Origin of the sequence: Citricoccus sp. K5, assembly GCF_902506195.1 — a bacterium.
Taxonomy (GTDB): domain Bacteria; phylum Actinomycetota; class Actinomycetes; order Actinomycetales; family Micrococcaceae; genus Citricoccus.
Genome location: NZ_LR732817.1, coordinates 1,025,958 through 1,039,987, shown reverse-complemented (window position 1 = coordinate 1,039,987; position 14,030 = coordinate 1,025,958). Strand labels below are relative to the sequence as shown.

16 protein-coding genes are annotated in these 14,030 nt (G+C 69.6%); 1 reads left to right on the top strand and 15 read right to left on the bottom strand.

Annotated elements, in window-relative coordinates; genetic code table 11:
- Positions 1-153 precede the first annotated feature (153 nt).
- A complete protein-coding gene (gene fabF, locus BOSE125_RS04480; protein WP_159550383.1) occupies positions 154-1,413 on the top strand; it encodes a beta-ketoacyl-ACP synthase II in 1,260 nt (419 codons plus the stop codon).
- A 194-nt stretch (positions 1,414-1,607) separates the two neighbouring features.
- Here fabF and BOSE125_RS04475 read toward each other — a convergent pair whose 3' ends face one another.
- From BOSE125_RS04475 to BOSE125_RS04405, 15 genes are all read right to left on the bottom strand, one after another.
- Positions 1,608-2,111, bottom strand: coding sequence for a DUF3145 domain-containing protein (locus BOSE125_RS04475; protein ID WP_159550380.1), 504 nt, complete (start codon positions 2,109-2,111; stop codon positions 1,608-1,610).
- Positions 2,112-2,332: 221 nt separating this feature from the next.
- Entirely contained in the window at positions 2,333-3,385 is a 1,053-nt protein-coding gene (locus BOSE125_RS04470) for a tyrosine recombinase XerC (RefSeq protein ID WP_159550377.1), read from the bottom strand.
- 144 nt (positions 3,386-3,529) lie between these two features.
- Positions 3,530-4,894, bottom strand: a complete 1,365-nt coding sequence (gene dprA / locus BOSE125_RS04465; protein ID WP_236557814.1) for a DNA-processing protein DprA — start codon at positions 4,892-4,894, stop codon at positions 3,530-3,532.
- Complete coding sequence (locus BOSE125_RS04460) at positions 4,891-6,480, bottom strand: YifB family Mg chelatase-like AAA ATPase (protein ID WP_236557813.1); 1,590 nt, start codon at positions 6,478-6,480, stop codon at positions 4,891-4,893. The genes dprA and BOSE125_RS04460 overlap by 4 nt, the downstream gene beginning before the upstream one ends.
- Entirely contained in the window at positions 6,477-6,881 is a 405-nt protein-coding gene (locus BOSE125_RS04455) for a YraN family protein (protein WP_159550374.1), read from the bottom strand. The genes BOSE125_RS04460 and BOSE125_RS04455 overlap by 4 nt, the downstream gene beginning before the upstream one ends.
- 138 nt (positions 6,882-7,019) lie before the next feature.
- Positions 7,020-7,346, bottom strand: coding sequence for a DUF2469 domain-containing protein (locus tag BOSE125_RS04450; protein ID WP_159550371.1), 327 nt, complete (start codon positions 7,344-7,346; stop codon positions 7,020-7,022).
- On the bottom strand, positions 7,343-8,155 hold the full coding sequence (locus BOSE125_RS04445) for a ribonuclease HII (RefSeq protein ID WP_159550368.1): 813 nt from the start codon (positions 8,153-8,155) through the stop codon (positions 7,343-7,345). The genes BOSE125_RS04450 and BOSE125_RS04445 overlap by 4 nt, the downstream gene beginning before the upstream one ends.
- Before the next feature lie 34 nt (positions 8,156-8,189).
- On the bottom strand, positions 8,190-9,014 hold the full coding sequence (gene lepB, locus BOSE125_RS04440) for a signal peptidase I (protein WP_159550365.1): 825 nt from the start codon (positions 9,012-9,014) through the stop codon (positions 8,190-8,192).
- Positions 9,015-9,048: 34 nt separating this feature from the next.
- Positions 9,049-9,795: a signal peptidase I gene (gene lepB / locus BOSE125_RS04435; RefSeq protein WP_159550362.1), complete on the bottom strand. Its 747-nt coding sequence runs from the start codon at positions 9,793-9,795 to the stop codon at positions 9,049-9,051.
- 27 nt (positions 9,796-9,822) lie between these two features.
- Positions 9,823-10,185: a 50S ribosomal protein L19 gene (gene rplS / locus BOSE125_RS04430; RefSeq protein ID WP_159550359.1), complete on the bottom strand. Its 363-nt coding sequence runs from the start codon at positions 10,183-10,185 to the stop codon at positions 9,823-9,825.
- 193 nt (positions 10,186-10,378) lie between these two features.
- Complete coding sequence (gene trmD / locus BOSE125_RS04425; protein ID WP_159550356.1) at positions 10,379-11,167, bottom strand: tRNA (guanosine(37)-N1)-methyltransferase TrmD; 789 nt, start codon at positions 11,165-11,167, stop codon at positions 10,379-10,381.
- The gene (gene rimM / locus BOSE125_RS04420; protein WP_159550353.1) at positions 11,164-11,763 is read right to left on the bottom strand and encodes a ribosome maturation factor RimM; all 600 of its coding nucleotides are present in this window, start codon (positions 11,761-11,763) and stop codon (positions 11,164-11,166) included. The genes trmD and rimM overlap by 4 nt, the downstream gene beginning before the upstream one ends.
- Positions 11,764-11,918: 155 nt before the next feature.
- Positions 11,919-12,158, bottom strand: coding sequence for an RNA-binding protein (locus BOSE125_RS04415; protein WP_159554704.1), 240 nt, complete (start codon positions 12,156-12,158; stop codon positions 11,919-11,921).
- 2 nt (positions 12,159-12,160) lie between these two features.
- On the bottom strand, positions 12,161-12,610 hold the full coding sequence (gene rpsP / locus BOSE125_RS04410) for a 30S ribosomal protein S16 (protein ID WP_159550350.1): 450 nt from the start codon (positions 12,608-12,610) through the stop codon (positions 12,161-12,163).
- A 186-nt stretch (positions 12,611-12,796) separates the two neighbouring features.
- Positions 12,797-13,750: a VOC family protein gene (locus BOSE125_RS04405; RefSeq protein WP_159554702.1), complete on the bottom strand. Its 954-nt coding sequence runs from the start codon at positions 13,748-13,750 to the stop codon at positions 12,797-12,799.
- Between the last annotated feature and the right edge of the window lie 280 nt (positions 13,751-14,030).

Genomic DNA, 14,030 nt, shown 5'->3' with positions numbered 1-14,030 from the left:
GGCGTTGGAGCGCAGCGACCGGTGAGGGAACCGGCCGGCGGACAGATTGATTGTCCCGACGCCGGCCGGCCCCTCCCCCGGTTCAGGGCGACTCCCAGCCCCTCACCAACCACTCGTTCGGGTCCACCGACCCGGTAGACCAAAGGTAGAAACATGAACCGCACAGCCGTGATCACCGGGCTCGGTGCCACGACACCCATCGGCGGTGACGTCCCGACCCTGTGGCAGAATGCCCTCGCTGGAACCTCGGGTGCCCGCCCGCTGGAGCAGGAATGGGTCGCCGAGTACGAGTTGCCCGTGACCTTCGCCGCCCAGGTGTCCACCCCGGTGTCCGAGACGCTCTCCAAGGTGGAGATGAAGCGGATGGACCCCAGCACCCAGTTCGGGATGGTGGCCGCCCGTGAGGCCTGGGCCGACGCCGGACTGGCCGTCGGGACGGACCAGGACAGCCCCGTGGACCCTGATCGCTTCGCCGTGTCCTTCGGCACCGGCATCGGCGGCGTATGGACCCTGCTCGACGGTTGGGACACCCTGCGGAACAAGGGCCCGCGCCGCGTGCTGCCCATGACCGTGCCCATGCTCATGCCGAACGGTCCGGCCGCGGCCATCAGCCTTGCGCTGGGCGCCCGTGCCGGCGCCCGGACCATGGTGTCCGCCTGCGCCTCCGGCACCGAGTCCCTCGACATCGGCCTGGAGCTCATCCGCTCCGGGAAGGCGGACGTGGTGGTCTGCGGCGGCGCTGAAGCCGCCATCCACCCGCTGCCGATCGCCGCCTTCGCCTCCATGCAGGCCCTGTCCCGGCGCAACGACGAACCCGAGCGTGCCTCCCGCCCCTATGACAAGGACCGTGACGGCTTCGTACTCGGCGAGGGAGCCGGTGCCCTGGTGATCGAGTCCGAGGAGCACGCCAAGGCCCGCGGAGCTCGCATCTACGCCGAACTGGCAGGCACGGGCGTCACCTCGGATTCCTATCACATCACCGCTCCTGAGGCCGAGGGTCTCGGAGCCTCCCGTGCCCTGACTCTCGCCCTGGAATCGGCCGGCGCCGCACCCACGGACGTCAGCCACGTCAACGCCCACGCCACCTCCACCCCGGTCGGCGACCGCCCGGAGTACCTGGCCATGAGGTCCGTCTTCGGCGGCCACCTGGACGAGGTGGCCGTGTCCGCCACCAAGAGCCAGACCGGGCACCTGCTCGGCGCCTCCGGGGCCATCGAGTCCGTGCTCTCCGTGCTGGCCGTCTACCACGGCCAGGCCCCAGTGACCATCAACCTCGAGAACCAGGACCCTGAGATCCCGCTGAACGTGGTGTCCGGTCAGCCCCGCGAATTGCCCCAGGGCGCCCGCGTGGCGGTCAACAACTCCTTCGGGTTCGGCGGTCACAACGCCGTATCCCTGTTCCGGAGCGTCTGACGCCAGGTCAGCACCCCGCACCCGTCACTGGATTAACGGCAGAACCCGCCAGGATCACCTGGCGGGTTCTGCCGTTCTGGGAGGAAAGGGTCAGCTCAGCGACGCGGCTCCGGCGTCAGCTCAAGCGGCGGCTAGTGAAGCGTCGCTGTGACTGCGACGATGACTGTGGCCGATCCTGCAACTGTGGAGGATTGCTAACCGACCTGGTGTAGCCAGCGCACCGGGGCCCCCTCGGCGGCCTGGCGGAAGGGCTCGAGCTCCTCGTCCCAGGCCTCGCCCAGGGCCAGGCTCAGCTCGTGGAAGACGGCCGAGGGATCGCCGCTGCCCTGTTCGTACGCGTAGCGGATGCGGTCCTCGGACACCATGATGTTGCCCGTGACGTCAGTGGTGGCATGGAAGATGCCCAGTTCGGGAGTGTGGGACCACCGGCTGCCGTCCGCTCCAGCGGAGGCCTCTTCAGTGATCTCGTAGCGCAAGTGGGCCCACCCGCGCAGGGCGGACGCCAGCCGGGCACCCGAACCCTGGGGCGCGGTCCAGACGATCTCGGCCCGGTAGGCACCCTGGGATGCCGGTTGCGCCGTCCACTCGAGCCGGTCCTGGGCACCGAGGACCGAGCCCACCGCCCACTCGATATGTGGGCATAGCGCGGCCGGGGCCGAGTGGATGTACACAATTCCACGGACCATGGTTTCAGACATACGTTCCTCCCAGTGCTGTGCGGTACGTCTTCCCCAACGACCCCACAGGCGGGTGAACCACAAGGGTTCCCGGGAGGCAGCGACCTGCGCCGGATGCCTCGATATATTCAATTGCTGAAGCTGTTGCCGGAAGCTCCGAGGTCAGTCGAAGGAATGACACCAGTGTGCTTCCGGGACCATTGTGCCTCACAACTGCTCCCAGAGCCAAGATCGACACCCGTTCAGGCCCGCGGATGCGCCTGGCGGTACCCCTCGCGCAGCCGTTCGACCGAGATGTGGGTGTACAGCTGGGTGGTCTGCAGGGAGGAGTGGCCGAGTAGTTCCTGCACACTGCGCAGGTCTGCTCCGCCGTCGAGCAGATGGGTGGCTGCCGTGTGACGCAGCACGTGGGGACCACGGGCGGCGGTGTCCCCGAGTCCGGCCAGGGCCTGGTTGACGACCTCACGGACCTGGCGCACACCCAGTCGTCCGCCCCGGACCCCCAGGAACAGAGCGTTCCGGACCTGGTCTGAGGCTGAGGCGGTGACTGAGGCTGAGAGCGGACGTTGGTCAGACGGGTCACCGGGCGCGAGGACCCGCCGACCATGATCGAGCCAGCGTTCGAGAGCGGTCGCCGCAGGCGCACCGAAAGGGACCGTCCGTTGCTTGCCACCCTTGCCGGTGACCACCAGCGTGCGGCGTTCATGGTCCACGTCCTGACGGTCCAGGCCCACGAGTTCGGAGACACGCAGGCCGGTCGCATACAGCACCTCGAGCAGAGCGGCGTCCCGCAGGGCCACGGCCCGTTCCCGCGCGTCCTCCGGCGCCGGCTCCGCGGCGGTGTCCAACAGCCGTCCGGCCTGCTCGGCGCTCAGCGCATCCGGCAGCGTGCTGCTTCGCTTCGGGGAGCTCAGGCGGAGCGACGGGTCGTGTTCGAGGTGCCCTTCCCGCACGGCCCACGCCATGAAGACCCGCACGGAGGCCGTCTTTCGCGCGAGCGTGGACCGCGAGCGTCCGGCTGCGGACAGCCGGCCCAACCAGCCGCGCAGGTCGGCCAGGTCGAGTCCGCCCAAGACCTCCGGCCAGGCTCCCTCAACGGGGTGCAGCCGCTCGTACTCGGCCACCTCGGTGATAAGGCCTTCCACGTCCGAGAGATAGGCGCGCACGGTCTGATCCGAGCGGTTTCGTTCGTGCATCAGGTGATCGGCGAAGCCCTCGACCCAGGCACGGTCCCGGGCAGCGAGCCGCGGCGACGTCCCCGCTCGCGCGGAGTGTGGTGCAGTGGTGGAGGACATGCTCCCACTCTGCCACCGTGCCGTCCCCTGACAGGGTTACGACTCCCCTGCTGAGTCACTGCCGGTCTGGCCGCCCGTCCGTTGTCCCGGGCGTTGTCCCTGCCCTGGTCTCCGCCGCTATCCCGGCTATTGACGCTGCCGCTGTCACTTCCCCTCGGCCGCACTGCGGCGCCAGCCGGACTCCCGTTGCTCGGCCAACGATTGGCGTTGGAGCTTCTTCAGGGTGCCCATGACCGTGCCGGGGCCCAATCCGGCCACGGCACAGAGTTTGTCCACCGGCGCGGCGTTGCGGAGGGGCAGCGCCTCATAGACCAACAACTCCTCCACCGTGAGGTGGTCATGGGGCCGAGCCGCGCTCGGAGAACCACCCGAGACCCCCGAGCCACCCGAGCCACCTGAACCGCCAGGGCCTCCAGCAGCTCCAGCGACTCCAGGGCTGGCCGCGTGCCGTGCCGATCCTCCACCGCCAGCGGCATGCTCGGCATCGCCGCCGCCCGGTATCAGGGCCAGTGCCTCTTCCACGTCACTGACGACGACTGCGGGGGATTCCCGGAGCAACCGGTGGCAACCGGCGGACTGCGGGGAGGTCACCGGGCCGGGGACCACCCCGACTTCCCGTCCCAGGCCCAAGGCATGGCCGGCCGTGTTCTGCGCGCCGGAACGCCACCGCGCCTCCACCACGAGCACGGCGGCGGACAGGGCCGCGATGATGCGGTTGCGCTGCAGGAACCTGTGCCGAGTCGGGCTGGCACCCGGCGGCAACTCGGACAGCAGCAGTCCCTGCGCCACCACCTCTCGCAGCAGGTCCTCATTGCCGGCCGGGTAGTAGCGGTCCAGGCCTCCGGCCATGACCGCCACCGTCGGCGGCATTCCCGTGCCCGAGGCCAGCGCCGCCCGGTGGGCCATGGCGTCGATCCCGTAGGCCCCTCCGGACATCACCGTCAGCCCCCGTGCGGCCAGCCCGCCCGCCAGGTTCCTCGTCACCGACTGCCCATAGCCGGTCGCGTCGCGGCTCCCCACCACGGCCAGGGTGGAGCTCCCGCGGGGAACGGGTCCTGCACCCCGGAACCACAAGGCCACCGGGGCGGCTGGTCCCAGGTCGTCCACCCCGCTGGGCCATCCGGGATCCTCCGGGATCAACAATCCGCCGCCCAGTCGTTCCAGCGAGGCCAGGTCGCGTTCGGGGGCGAGGCTCGAGGCGCGGGCCGCCCACCCGGCCAGGGACGTGGTCCAGGTCCGCTCGGTCAGTGTCACGCCCTCCGAGGCGAGGACCAGCCTCAGATCCTGCCGCTCATCGGCGCCTGGGGTATCCCGCCCGGTGAGGATCTGGACCGCTCGCGAGGCACCCCAGACCCGGACTGCGGTGGCGCCCAGGACCGATCCAGGCTCGAGCAGCCGGGTCAGCGCCGCCCGGGCGATGCGCAGCTCACCGGTGGCACCCGCCGGAATCGTGGTCCCGCTCATGTCCTCTCCCGTCATCGCGTATCCGTCTCCCCTCGTGCCGTTCATGCGACCCCCTCCCCTTGGCTTCGACGCCGCAGATACAGGGCCGCGTCCACGTCTTCGGCCTCCGGCCGGTCCGCATCCCGCAGGTCCGCCATGGTCCAGGCCAGGCGCATGACGCGGGCATGACCCCGGGCGGTGAGTTCTGCTCGATCCAGGGCCGCATCGGCTCCGGCGCGTGCCCTGGGCTCGATGGCCAACGGCCCCTCCCGCAGCACGGCTGCCGGGATGTGGGCATTGCGGGACAGTCCGAAGGGCCTCAGCCGCGCGACCTGCCTCTCGACCGCAGGCAGGATGCGGCCCAGGACGGTGGCCGAGTCCTCTCCTCCGGCGCCGGAGGTCAGGGCAGCCGCGTCCACCGCCGGAACCGTGACCTGGATGTCCACTCGGTCCAGTAGAGGGCCGGACAGCTTTGCGGTGTAGCGCCGCCGTTGCAGGGATGTGCATCGGCACTTGCTGCCGCGCCCACCACCCCAACCGCACGGGCAGGGGTTCGCGGCGAGCACCAGTTGGAAGCGGGACGGATAGCGCACCGCCCCGGAGGCCCGGTGCAGGGTGATGGCGCCGGACTCCAGAGGCTGACGCAGGGCATCGAGAACCCGCCGGTCGAACTCGGGGGCCTCATCCAGGAACAACACTCCGCCGTGCGCCAGGGACGCGGCCCCGGGCCGGGCAATGCCTGAGCCACCGCCCACCAGGGCCGCCATGGAGGCGGAGTGGTGGGGCGCCTGGAACGGCGCTCGGCGGATCAGGCGGGCCGCGTCCTGGGGTCGTCCGGTCAGGGACCGTACCGCGGTCGCCTCCAGGGCCGTCTGGTCGTCCAACGGCGGCAGGATGCCGGGCAGCCGTTCGGCCAACATCGTCTTTCCCGCCCCCGGACTCCCCTCCAACAGCACATGATGTCCCCCTGCTGCGGCCACCTCCAGGGCAAAACGGGCCTCGAACTGTCCCGAGACCTCCGAGAGATCGGGTTCGTGTCCCCCAGACAGAGAAGCGGAGGTGGTCCTGTCCTCGCCACCCGACGCCGGTTCCGGCTCCGGAGCCGCCACAGCACTGGCCAGCGGCGGCTCCGGATCCCCACCGAAGGCCCGGATCACCTCATGCAGCGAGCGAAAACCCCGCACCCTGGCGCCGGGCACCAGTGAGGCCTCATCCGCCGATTCCTCGGCCACCACGACGTCCGGATACCCCGATTCGACCGCCGCCATCACGGAAGGCAGGATCCCCGGCGCGTGGCGCAATCGGCCGTCAAGCCCCAGTTCAGCGAGGAATACGGGCCCGTGCACGCCGTGCACCTGACGGTCGGCGGCATACGCCGCCATCACGATTCCCAGATCAAACCCCGGTCCTCGTTTGTGCAGTGCTGCCGGTACCAGGTTCACGGCCAGGTGCCTCCGGGTCAGTGGCAGTCCGGAATTACGGGCGGCGGCCTTGATCCGGTCCCGGCTCTCCTGGAGTGACTGGTCCGGCAGGCCGAGCAGGACGAATCCGGGCAGCGTCTGGCCGATGTCTGCCTCGACCTCCACCAGGTGGCCGTGCATGCCGGTGAGGGCCACGGCGAGGGTCCGTCCCATGACGGCGGGCGCGCTCATGGGCGGATGTCCTTCAGGACCTCGACGGTCAGGCCGCCACCAGCCGGCAGCAGGACGGAGACCGCGTCCACCCGCCAGCCGGCCAACCGCCGCAGCTCCGGGTGCGCCGCCGCCCATTGGAGTGACAACCGGTACAGCCGGCGGAGTTTGCGCGGGTTGATGGCCTCGAAGGGGTGCCCGTATCCGATGCCTCGGCGGGTCTTGACCTCCACCGCCACCCACCACCCCTGGTGGATCCCCACGAGGTCGAGTTCACCGTCCGGGCAGCGCCAGTTGCGGTCCACGATCTCGTAGCCCTGATCCTGCAGCCACCGGGCGGCCACGTCTTCCCCGAAGCGACCGAGCGCCGTGTGGGCTGATGATTGCTGCGGCCGGCGACCGGCCGCGGTGGATTGCTCCATTGATGTACCTCCACGCACCAGCCTGCTCGCTGGCAGGGCTGCGTGGGGCGTGGCGGGCGGCCACTGTGGATGCTTCGGGCGAGCCGGTGCTCTGTGGAGGAAGGCGCCGGCTCTCCGGTTGTTACAGCAGGGCGGGCGTCACGGCAGGGTGGGTCCGTCCTGGGGCAGCTGCAGATCGTCATTCTGCGGGAGTTCCTCCACGTTGACGTCCTTGAAGCTGAGGACCCGTACGCGCTTGACGAAGCGGGCGGTGCGGTAGATGTCCCACACCCAGGCGTCCTCCATCAGGACCTCGAAGAACACCTCGCCGCCCTCCGCGCGGGCCTTCACCTCCACCGCATTGGCCAGGTAGAAGCGGCGTTCGGTCTCCACCACGTACCGGAAGAGACCGACCACGTCGCGGTACTCCCGGTAGAGCTGGAGTTCCATCTCGGATTCGTAGTTCTCGAGTTCGTCGCCGCTCATGCCGTCCATTCTCCCTGTTGCAGGCCCTGCTCCCGGACCTGTTCCGGCCGTGGGGCCCAGACCGGGGTCACTTCCTGGCCTCGGGACAGGCCCAGGTTCCAGCTCATCCGATGGTAAGGGCTCGGTCCTCGGTCCAGGATGGCCTGCCGGTGTACGGCGGCCCCATAGCCCTTGTTGCCCTCCCAACCGTAGTCCGGAAAGGCCTCCGCCAGGCCGGTCATCAGCCCGTCGCGTTCCACCTTGGCCAGGATCGAGGCGGCCGCCACGGTGGCACACGTCGCATCGGCCTTGACCTGGAGGTGCACTGACCCAGGGCCGGGGGCCAGGCCCACGCTCGCCTGCAGCGGGGACCGCGGCAGCCAGTTGTCGCGCCCGTCCAGGACCAGCGCATCCGGGATGCGCCCCAAGTCCGCCGCCACCCGGTGCCAGGCCCGCCGTCCCGCGAGGGCGAGGGCCGCGGAAATCCCGTACCGGTCGATCTCCCCCGGTTCAGCGTGCCCGACGGCGGCCGCGGCACCCCAGGCGAGGATCTCGGGAACCAGCGCCTCCCGGCGCTTGGCGGACAGGACCTTGGAGTCACGGACGGCAGGTTGCGGGCCGGCGTCGGGCAGGGCCACGACGACGACTCCCACGCTCACCGGACCGGCCAGGGCGCCCCGACCCACCTCGTCCATGCCGGCGACCAGCAGCGGGCACCCGGTCCGTTCCGTCCGCCCGGAAACTCCCGGTGAGTCGAGGGCCAGTTGTGCTGCGACGAGGGACAGCTCAACGGACAGGTCGGGGCCGGGCACGGTGGTACGCGTGGTCATGCAGGCCGACGTCCAGCTCGGTGGCGGGCGGGGTTCATTCGGACTCCGTCCGGGCCGCCTCGGGGTCCGGGACATGCTCGAAGGCGTCGCGGTTGCCGCCGGCGTCCCCCCAGCGGGAGAGGGGCCAGGCGATGACCTCGGCGCGGCCGGTCACGTCGTCCAGGCTGATGAAGCCGTTGCCCGGACCGTCCTGGTGCATGCGGGAATCGGCGGAGGCGTCACGGTGGTCGCCCATGACCCAGATCTGGCCTTCGGGCACCGTGACGTCGAAGGGGATGTCCGAGGGGGCTGACCCCGGGTGCAGGTACGGCTCCTCGACGGGGGTGCCGTTGACGGTGAGCAGCCCCTCGGCGGTGCAGCACTCCACCCGATCCCCTGGCAGTCCGATGAGCCGTTTGACGAGGTGCTGCTCGGAGGAGTTCGGCATCAGGCCGATGAACTCGAGGGCCTCGCGGACGGGGTTTGACGCCACCGGGGCCGGCTCCCCGAGCCACCCCTTGGTGTCCTCGAAGACCACCACGTCACCGCGCTCCACGTCGAAGGGGCCGGGAACCAACAGGTTGACGAAGATCCGGTCATTGATCTGCAGCGTCTGCTCCATGGATCCGGAGGGAATGTAGTACGCGCGGAACAGGAAGGTCTTGACCAGGAAGGAGGCCAGCAGGGTGATGAGCACGATCAGGACGACTTCACGGACCGCGAGCCAGAGCCGGTGTCCCCCGGACGGTGCGCCCGCGTGGTCCGTGGCCGGACCGGCGACATGCCCGGCATCGTGGCCTGCGGGGGTCTTGACGGGGGTCGCCCCAGGGCCTTCCCCTCGAGGGGCCTCAGGTGCCCCCGGGTTGTTCTCCTGGGCCATCTCGCCGTCCTCTCCGCTGGTCCGGCTGTCCACTCTACCGCTCGCCCGCTGCCGGACCGGGCTCCAGCGGGGTGCGTCGCTCCGCGGGCCAGACGATGCCGGTCACCTTCCCGATGACCTTGGACTCCTCGATCATGCCGCCGCCCGGGGCGCCCAGGAGGCCGCGCGAATCGTGGGAGTGGTGGCGGTTGTCCCCGAGGAGGAACAGCCGCCCCTCGGGGACCTCGGCGGTGAACGCGGTGCGGGAGGCCGGCGGTTCGGCGAGGTAGTCCTCCGGAACAGCCCCGCCGTTGACCTCGAGCAGGCCGTCAGCACTGCAGCAGGAGACGGTGTCCCCGCCCACGCCGGCCACCCGCTTCACGTAGGCGGACGTGTCCGGCCTCAGGCCGAGCCATTGCAGCGCCTCGTCCACCGCGCGGGCCGGTGCCGGCCGGGAGTCGTAGGGCACGAAACTGCCCTCGCCGTCCACGACGACCACGTCCCCCCGCTCTACGGGTTCGGCCGCGTAGGCCCCTCGGTCCACGCTGATGCGGTCTCCGGGGAACAGCAGCGGCTCCATGGATCCGGAGGGGATGAGATACTGATCCGCCACGGTGCTGCGCAGCAGGGCGGCGGCCAGCACGGCGGCGATCAGCACCGCGCCGACGAGGAAGGCCCACGCCTGGAAGGGATGTGCCTCGAACGCCGCCCTGAGACGACGACGCCGCGGGCGCTGGTCCCCCTGGGGGTTCCGGCGCCCGCGGCGCTGACGAGGCGACGAGTCAGACGACAGGTCGGTCATCGGGTCATGATCATGCCGAGGCGCAGATCAGGCCTTCTTGGTCGAGAAGTCGCGCTTCTCCTTGATCTTGGCGGCCTTGCCGTGGCGATCGCGCATGTAGTACAGCTTGGCGCGGCGCACGTCACCGCGGGAGACGAGCTCGATCTTGTCGATGACCGGGGAGTGCACCGGGAAGGTACGCTCCACGCCGACGCCGAAGGACACCTTGCGGACACGGAAGGTCTCGCGCACGCCATGGCCGTGGCGGCCCATGACGAAGCCCTGGAAGACCTGCACACGGGCGGTCTTGCCTTCGACGATGTTCACGTGCACCTTGACGGTGTCACCGGGGCGGAAATCGGGAACGTCGTTGCGCAGCAGGGGCGCATCGAGGGAGTCGAGAATATGCATGGTGATACTCCTGGCGAACGCCACAGGTCATTCACGTCATCAGCGGCACGCCGGCCGGTGCCTCCGGAAGTGGAGGCGTCGGGATGGGCATGCCCAAGCTAGGGACCGGTTGACCCGTCTGGGCGCCGGTGGGTCAGACTGTCGGCATCCGCCCCCTGTGGCAGGTCGGATGTCCAGTTGACACAGCTGACCATTATGCCAGATCCGAGGCCGTCTTGTCTCCTGGCGCGGTGGACGTGGTGGTGCCGGTGGTCTCCGTGGACTCGGCTGACGCGGGTGGCAACAGGTCCGGACGCCGGGACCGGGTGCGGGCCACCTGCTGGTCGTGCCGCCAGGCCGCGATCCGCCCGTGGTCACCGGACAACAGGATCTCCGGGACGTCGCGGTCACGCCACGAGGACGGCTTGGTGTAGACCGGGTACTCGAGCAGTCCGTCGCTGTGGGACTCCTCCACGAGGGATTCCGGGTTGCCGACCACGCCGGGCACCAGACGCCCCACGGCCTCGATCATCGCCAGAGCCGCCACCTCTCCGCCGTTGAGGACGTAGTCGCCGAGGGAGACCAGCCGGACGTCGAAGAGGTCGGCAGCCCATTCGAACAGTCGCTCGTCGATGCCCTCGTAGCGTCCGCAGGCCACCACGAGGTGATCCGCACCAGCCAACTCCTGGGCCACGGACTGTCGGAACGGTGCTCCCGACGGCGTCGGCACCAACAGGACCGGACGCGCACCCGAGGCGTCGGCGCCGTCAGTCGCGGAGGCTGCGATCGCCTCGAGCGCCAGCGCCCAGGGCTCCGGCTTCATGACCATGCCGGCACCTCCGCCGTACGGGGTGTCGTCCACGGTGCGGTGCCGGTCGGAGGTGTGATCGCGCAGGTCGTGGATGCGGATGTCCAACAGGCCATCCCGGCGGGCCTTGCCGATCAACGAGACGTCGAGGGCCTGGAGGTACTCGGGGAAGATCGTGACGACATCGACCCTCATGCACGGTCCTCCGATGCAGAGCCGCCATCCGCCGTGGGGTCGTTGAGCGTCAACAGGCCCGGCGGTGGCGTCAGGGTGATCGTGCCGGATTCGGGATCGACCTCGGGGACGATCTCCTCGACGAACGGCACGAGGGCGCTGGTCCCGCCGTCGATCTCCACCTCCAGCAGGTCCTGGACCTCCCCGGTGATCAGCCTGGTCACGCTGCCGACCTTCGTGCCGTCGACCATGACGGCCAGTCCGACCAGGTCCTCCTCGTACCAGGCGTCATCCTCCCCCGCCTCGTCCGGTTCGGCGAAGAGCTCGGTGCCGCGGAGCGTCTCCGCCTGGTTGCGGTCGGCCACCCCCTCCAGGGCCACCAAGAGGATGTCCTTGTTCCACCGGGCTCGGACCACGGTCAGCGCCCCGTCCTGGCCGGCACCCTGACCGCCACGGCGGCCCTGCAGCACCGCTCCGGGACTGAACCGCTCTCCGGGCTCGTCCGTGAACACCTGGACGGTCACCTCACCATGGATGCCATGGGGTTTGCCGATTCTCGCGACGCGGACCTGCTCGCGGTCGTCCCGGGGAGGGTTCTCGGCACCTGGCTGCGGCATGTTAGTGGGGTCCTTTCGGAAGGCAAGAGGAGGGCAAGAAGAGGGCAAGTGGGTCAGGGACGACAATGGCCCGCGCCGGACGGTGTCCGGACACGGGCCATCTTGTCATGCCGCCGCACCGGGCCCGCAGTGCGGGACGGAGCGGCACGGTACAGCTACCGGCGGCGGTCGGTGTCCACGACGTCGACCCGGACCGGATGGCCGGCGAGGCCGTCCAGCACAGTGCGCAACGCGGTGGCGGTCCGGCCCTGGCGGCCGATCACCCGCCCCAGGTCGGCGGGATCGACACGAATCTCGAGGACTTCGCCGCGACGGTTGTTCCGCAGGTCGACCTGAACGTCTTCCGGGGAATCGACGAATCCCCGGACCAGATGTTCGAGCGCTTCCTGCAGCATGGTCACTCGGACTTCTCGTCGGCCGGAGCCTCGGCGGAGTCGGCGGCGACCTCGGTGGTTTCAGCGGCGTCGGCAGGGGCCTCAGCGGCATCCTTCTTCGGCGTGATGGCCTCCGGGATGATGACCGAGCCCTTCTGCGGAGTCACGAAGGACTCCTTCGGCTGCTTGGTCTTCAGGGTGCCCTCGGCACCCGGCTCACCCTTGAACTTCTGCCAATCACCGGTGATCTTGAGGATGGCATGCACCTGCTCGGTGGGCTGGGCGCCCACGGACAGCCAGTACTGCGCCCGCTCGGAGTTGACCTCGATGAACGAGGGCTCCTCGGTGGGGTGGTACTTTCCGATCTCCTCGATGGCACGGCCATCGCGGCGGGTGCGGGAGTCCATGACGACAATGCGGTAGTACGGGGCGCGAATCTTGCCGAAACGCTTCAGACGGATCTTTACGGCCACGGGTGTGGTAGCTCCTGGTTCTTGGTTTTGGCGCAGCGTACACGCCGGCCGTGGGGTTGGCGCGGGGTGGTTTGCTACTGACAGAACGGCCGGCCGGAGTGATAGAGGGTCGCCCGGACGGCAGTTCAGTACCGTCCCATTCTGCCAGACACCCGCCTATTTGTCCTAGTTCGCCCGAGGGGTGTCCTACTTCGTCTCGTGCGCGGCCTCCGCACTGAGCTCAGCGTCGGTCCCGACGCCGGCCGGCACCTCGGCCTCGGAGAGCACCAGCAGCGTGTTCCACGGGTCGCGAACCTCGAGGCCGCGCTCGGTGCGCTGGGCGGCCCGGCCGGCACTCTTGAGCCGCTCCTCGGCGGACCCCAGCCCCTCGCCCTGCGGCAGGGTGATCTCGACGGAGCCCAGACCGAGGGTGTTGCGGCGGGGGCCGACACCGGTGGAGTTCCACGTGTTCATCGCCATGTGATGGTGGTAGCCGCCCGCCGAGACGAACAGGGCCATGTTGCCGAGCGCGGTGGTCTTCTCGAAGCCGAGCTCCCGGATGTAGAAGTCCTCTGCCTCCTGGACGTTCCCCACCTGGAGGTGGACGTGCCCCACGGAGGCGGGCGCGGTGGTCAGTCGATTCACGGCCTCTTCGGTGAGGTGCGTGTCCAGGTACCGGTCCCACGGCAAGTAGATGGTCGTCATGGCCACCTGGCGGTCCGGACCCCACTGCCACTGGTCACGGGGCCGATCGACGTACAGCTCGATGCCGTTGTTGTCCGGATCCTGGAAGTAGAAGGCCTCCGAGACGAGATGGTCAGAACTGCCGACGAACCGCGTGGGGTCCAGGCGCACGGCGGAGTAGACGGTGGCGGCGAGATCGGCAGCCTCCTCGAAGAGGATGGCCACGTGATAGAGGCCGGCCTCACCCTCACCCGGGAGCTTGAGGCCGCGCGCCTCCTCGATGCCGACGAGCGGCACGCCGGACCGGCCGAGGATGACGTTGAGGCCATCCTCGGCCACGGCGACGAGGCCGAGGGTCTGCTCGTAGTAGGCCCGCAGGCGTGCCACGTTGTCCGATTTCAGGGTCACCATCCCCATGGACAGGCCGGCGGGCAGCAGATCGGCGACGGGGCGCCCGCTGATGGGCTGGTGCTGCATGGACTGGCGCCGCAGGGCAACAGGGTCTGCAGCGGTATCAGAGGCGGTGAAGGACATGACTGATCTCCTCGGGTTCGGCCCGGGTTCTCCTCGGGCGGGCGTCGGCGGGCGGCACTGCGGATTCACTGGCTCGTGTCCCGGTCAGTGCCTTCATCACATCACAACTAAGTTGACGCTTCAAGTATTCCACCGCCCATTGCGGTGTGATCAGAACCACCCCAGCACGCCACGGGAACCACCCCAGTCCGGAAACATCCCGGGAAACATCAGAGGGCCACAA

Bases quoted from the DNA above. Each gene is read 5' to 3' on its own strand.
- fabF (WP_159550383.1), top strand. From the start codon at position 154: ATGAACCGCACAGCCGTGATCACCGGGCTCGGTGCCACGACACCCATC.
- BOSE125_RS04475 (WP_159550380.1), bottom strand. From the start codon at position 2,111: ATGTCTGAAACCATGGTCCGTGGAATTGTGTACATCCACTCGGCCCCG.
- BOSE125_RS04470 (WP_159550377.1), bottom strand. From the start codon at position 3,385: ATGTCCTCCACCACTGCACCACACTCCGCGCGAGCGGGGACGTCGCCG.
- dprA (WP_236557814.1), bottom strand. From the start codon at position 4,894: ATGAACGGCACGAGGGGAGACGGATACGCGATGACGGGAGAGGACATG.
- BOSE125_RS04460 (WP_236557813.1), bottom strand. From the start codon at position 6,480: ATGAGCGCGCCCGCCGTCATGGGACGGACCCTCGCCGTGGCCCTCACC.
- BOSE125_RS04455 (WP_159550374.1), bottom strand. From the start codon at position 6,881: ATGGAGCAATCCACCGCGGCCGGTCGCCGGCCGCAGCAATCATCAGCC.
- BOSE125_RS04450 (WP_159550371.1), bottom strand. From the start codon at position 7,346: ATGAGCGGCGACGAACTCGAGAACTACGAATCCGAGATGGAACTCCAG.
- BOSE125_RS04445 (WP_159550368.1), bottom strand. From the start codon at position 8,155: ATGACCACGCGTACCACCGTGCCCGGCCCCGACCTGTCCGTTGAGCTG.
- lepB (WP_159550365.1), bottom strand. From the start codon at position 9,014: ATGGCCCAGGAGAACAACCCGGGGGCACCTGAGGCCCCTCGAGGGGAA.
- lepB (WP_159550362.1), bottom strand. From the start codon at position 9,795: ATGACCGACCTGTCGTCTGACTCGTCGCCTCGTCAGCGCCGCGGGCGC.
- rplS (WP_159550359.1), bottom strand. From the start codon at position 10,185: ATGCATATTCTCGACTCCCTCGATGCGCCCCTGCTGCGCAACGACGTT.
- trmD (WP_159550356.1), bottom strand. From the start codon at position 11,167: ATGAGGGTCGATGTCGTCACGATCTTCCCCGAGTACCTCCAGGCCCTC.
- rimM (WP_159550353.1), bottom strand. From the start codon at position 11,763: ATGCCGCAGCCAGGTGCCGAGAACCCTCCCCGGGACGACCGCGAGCAG.
- BOSE125_RS04415 (WP_159554704.1), bottom strand. From the start codon at position 12,158: ATGCTGCAGGAAGCGCTCGAACATCTGGTCCGGGGATTCGTCGATTCC.
- BOSE125_RS04405 (WP_159554702.1), bottom strand. From the start codon at position 13,750: ATGCAGCACCAGCCCATCAGCGGGCGCCCCGTCGCCGATCTGCTGCCC.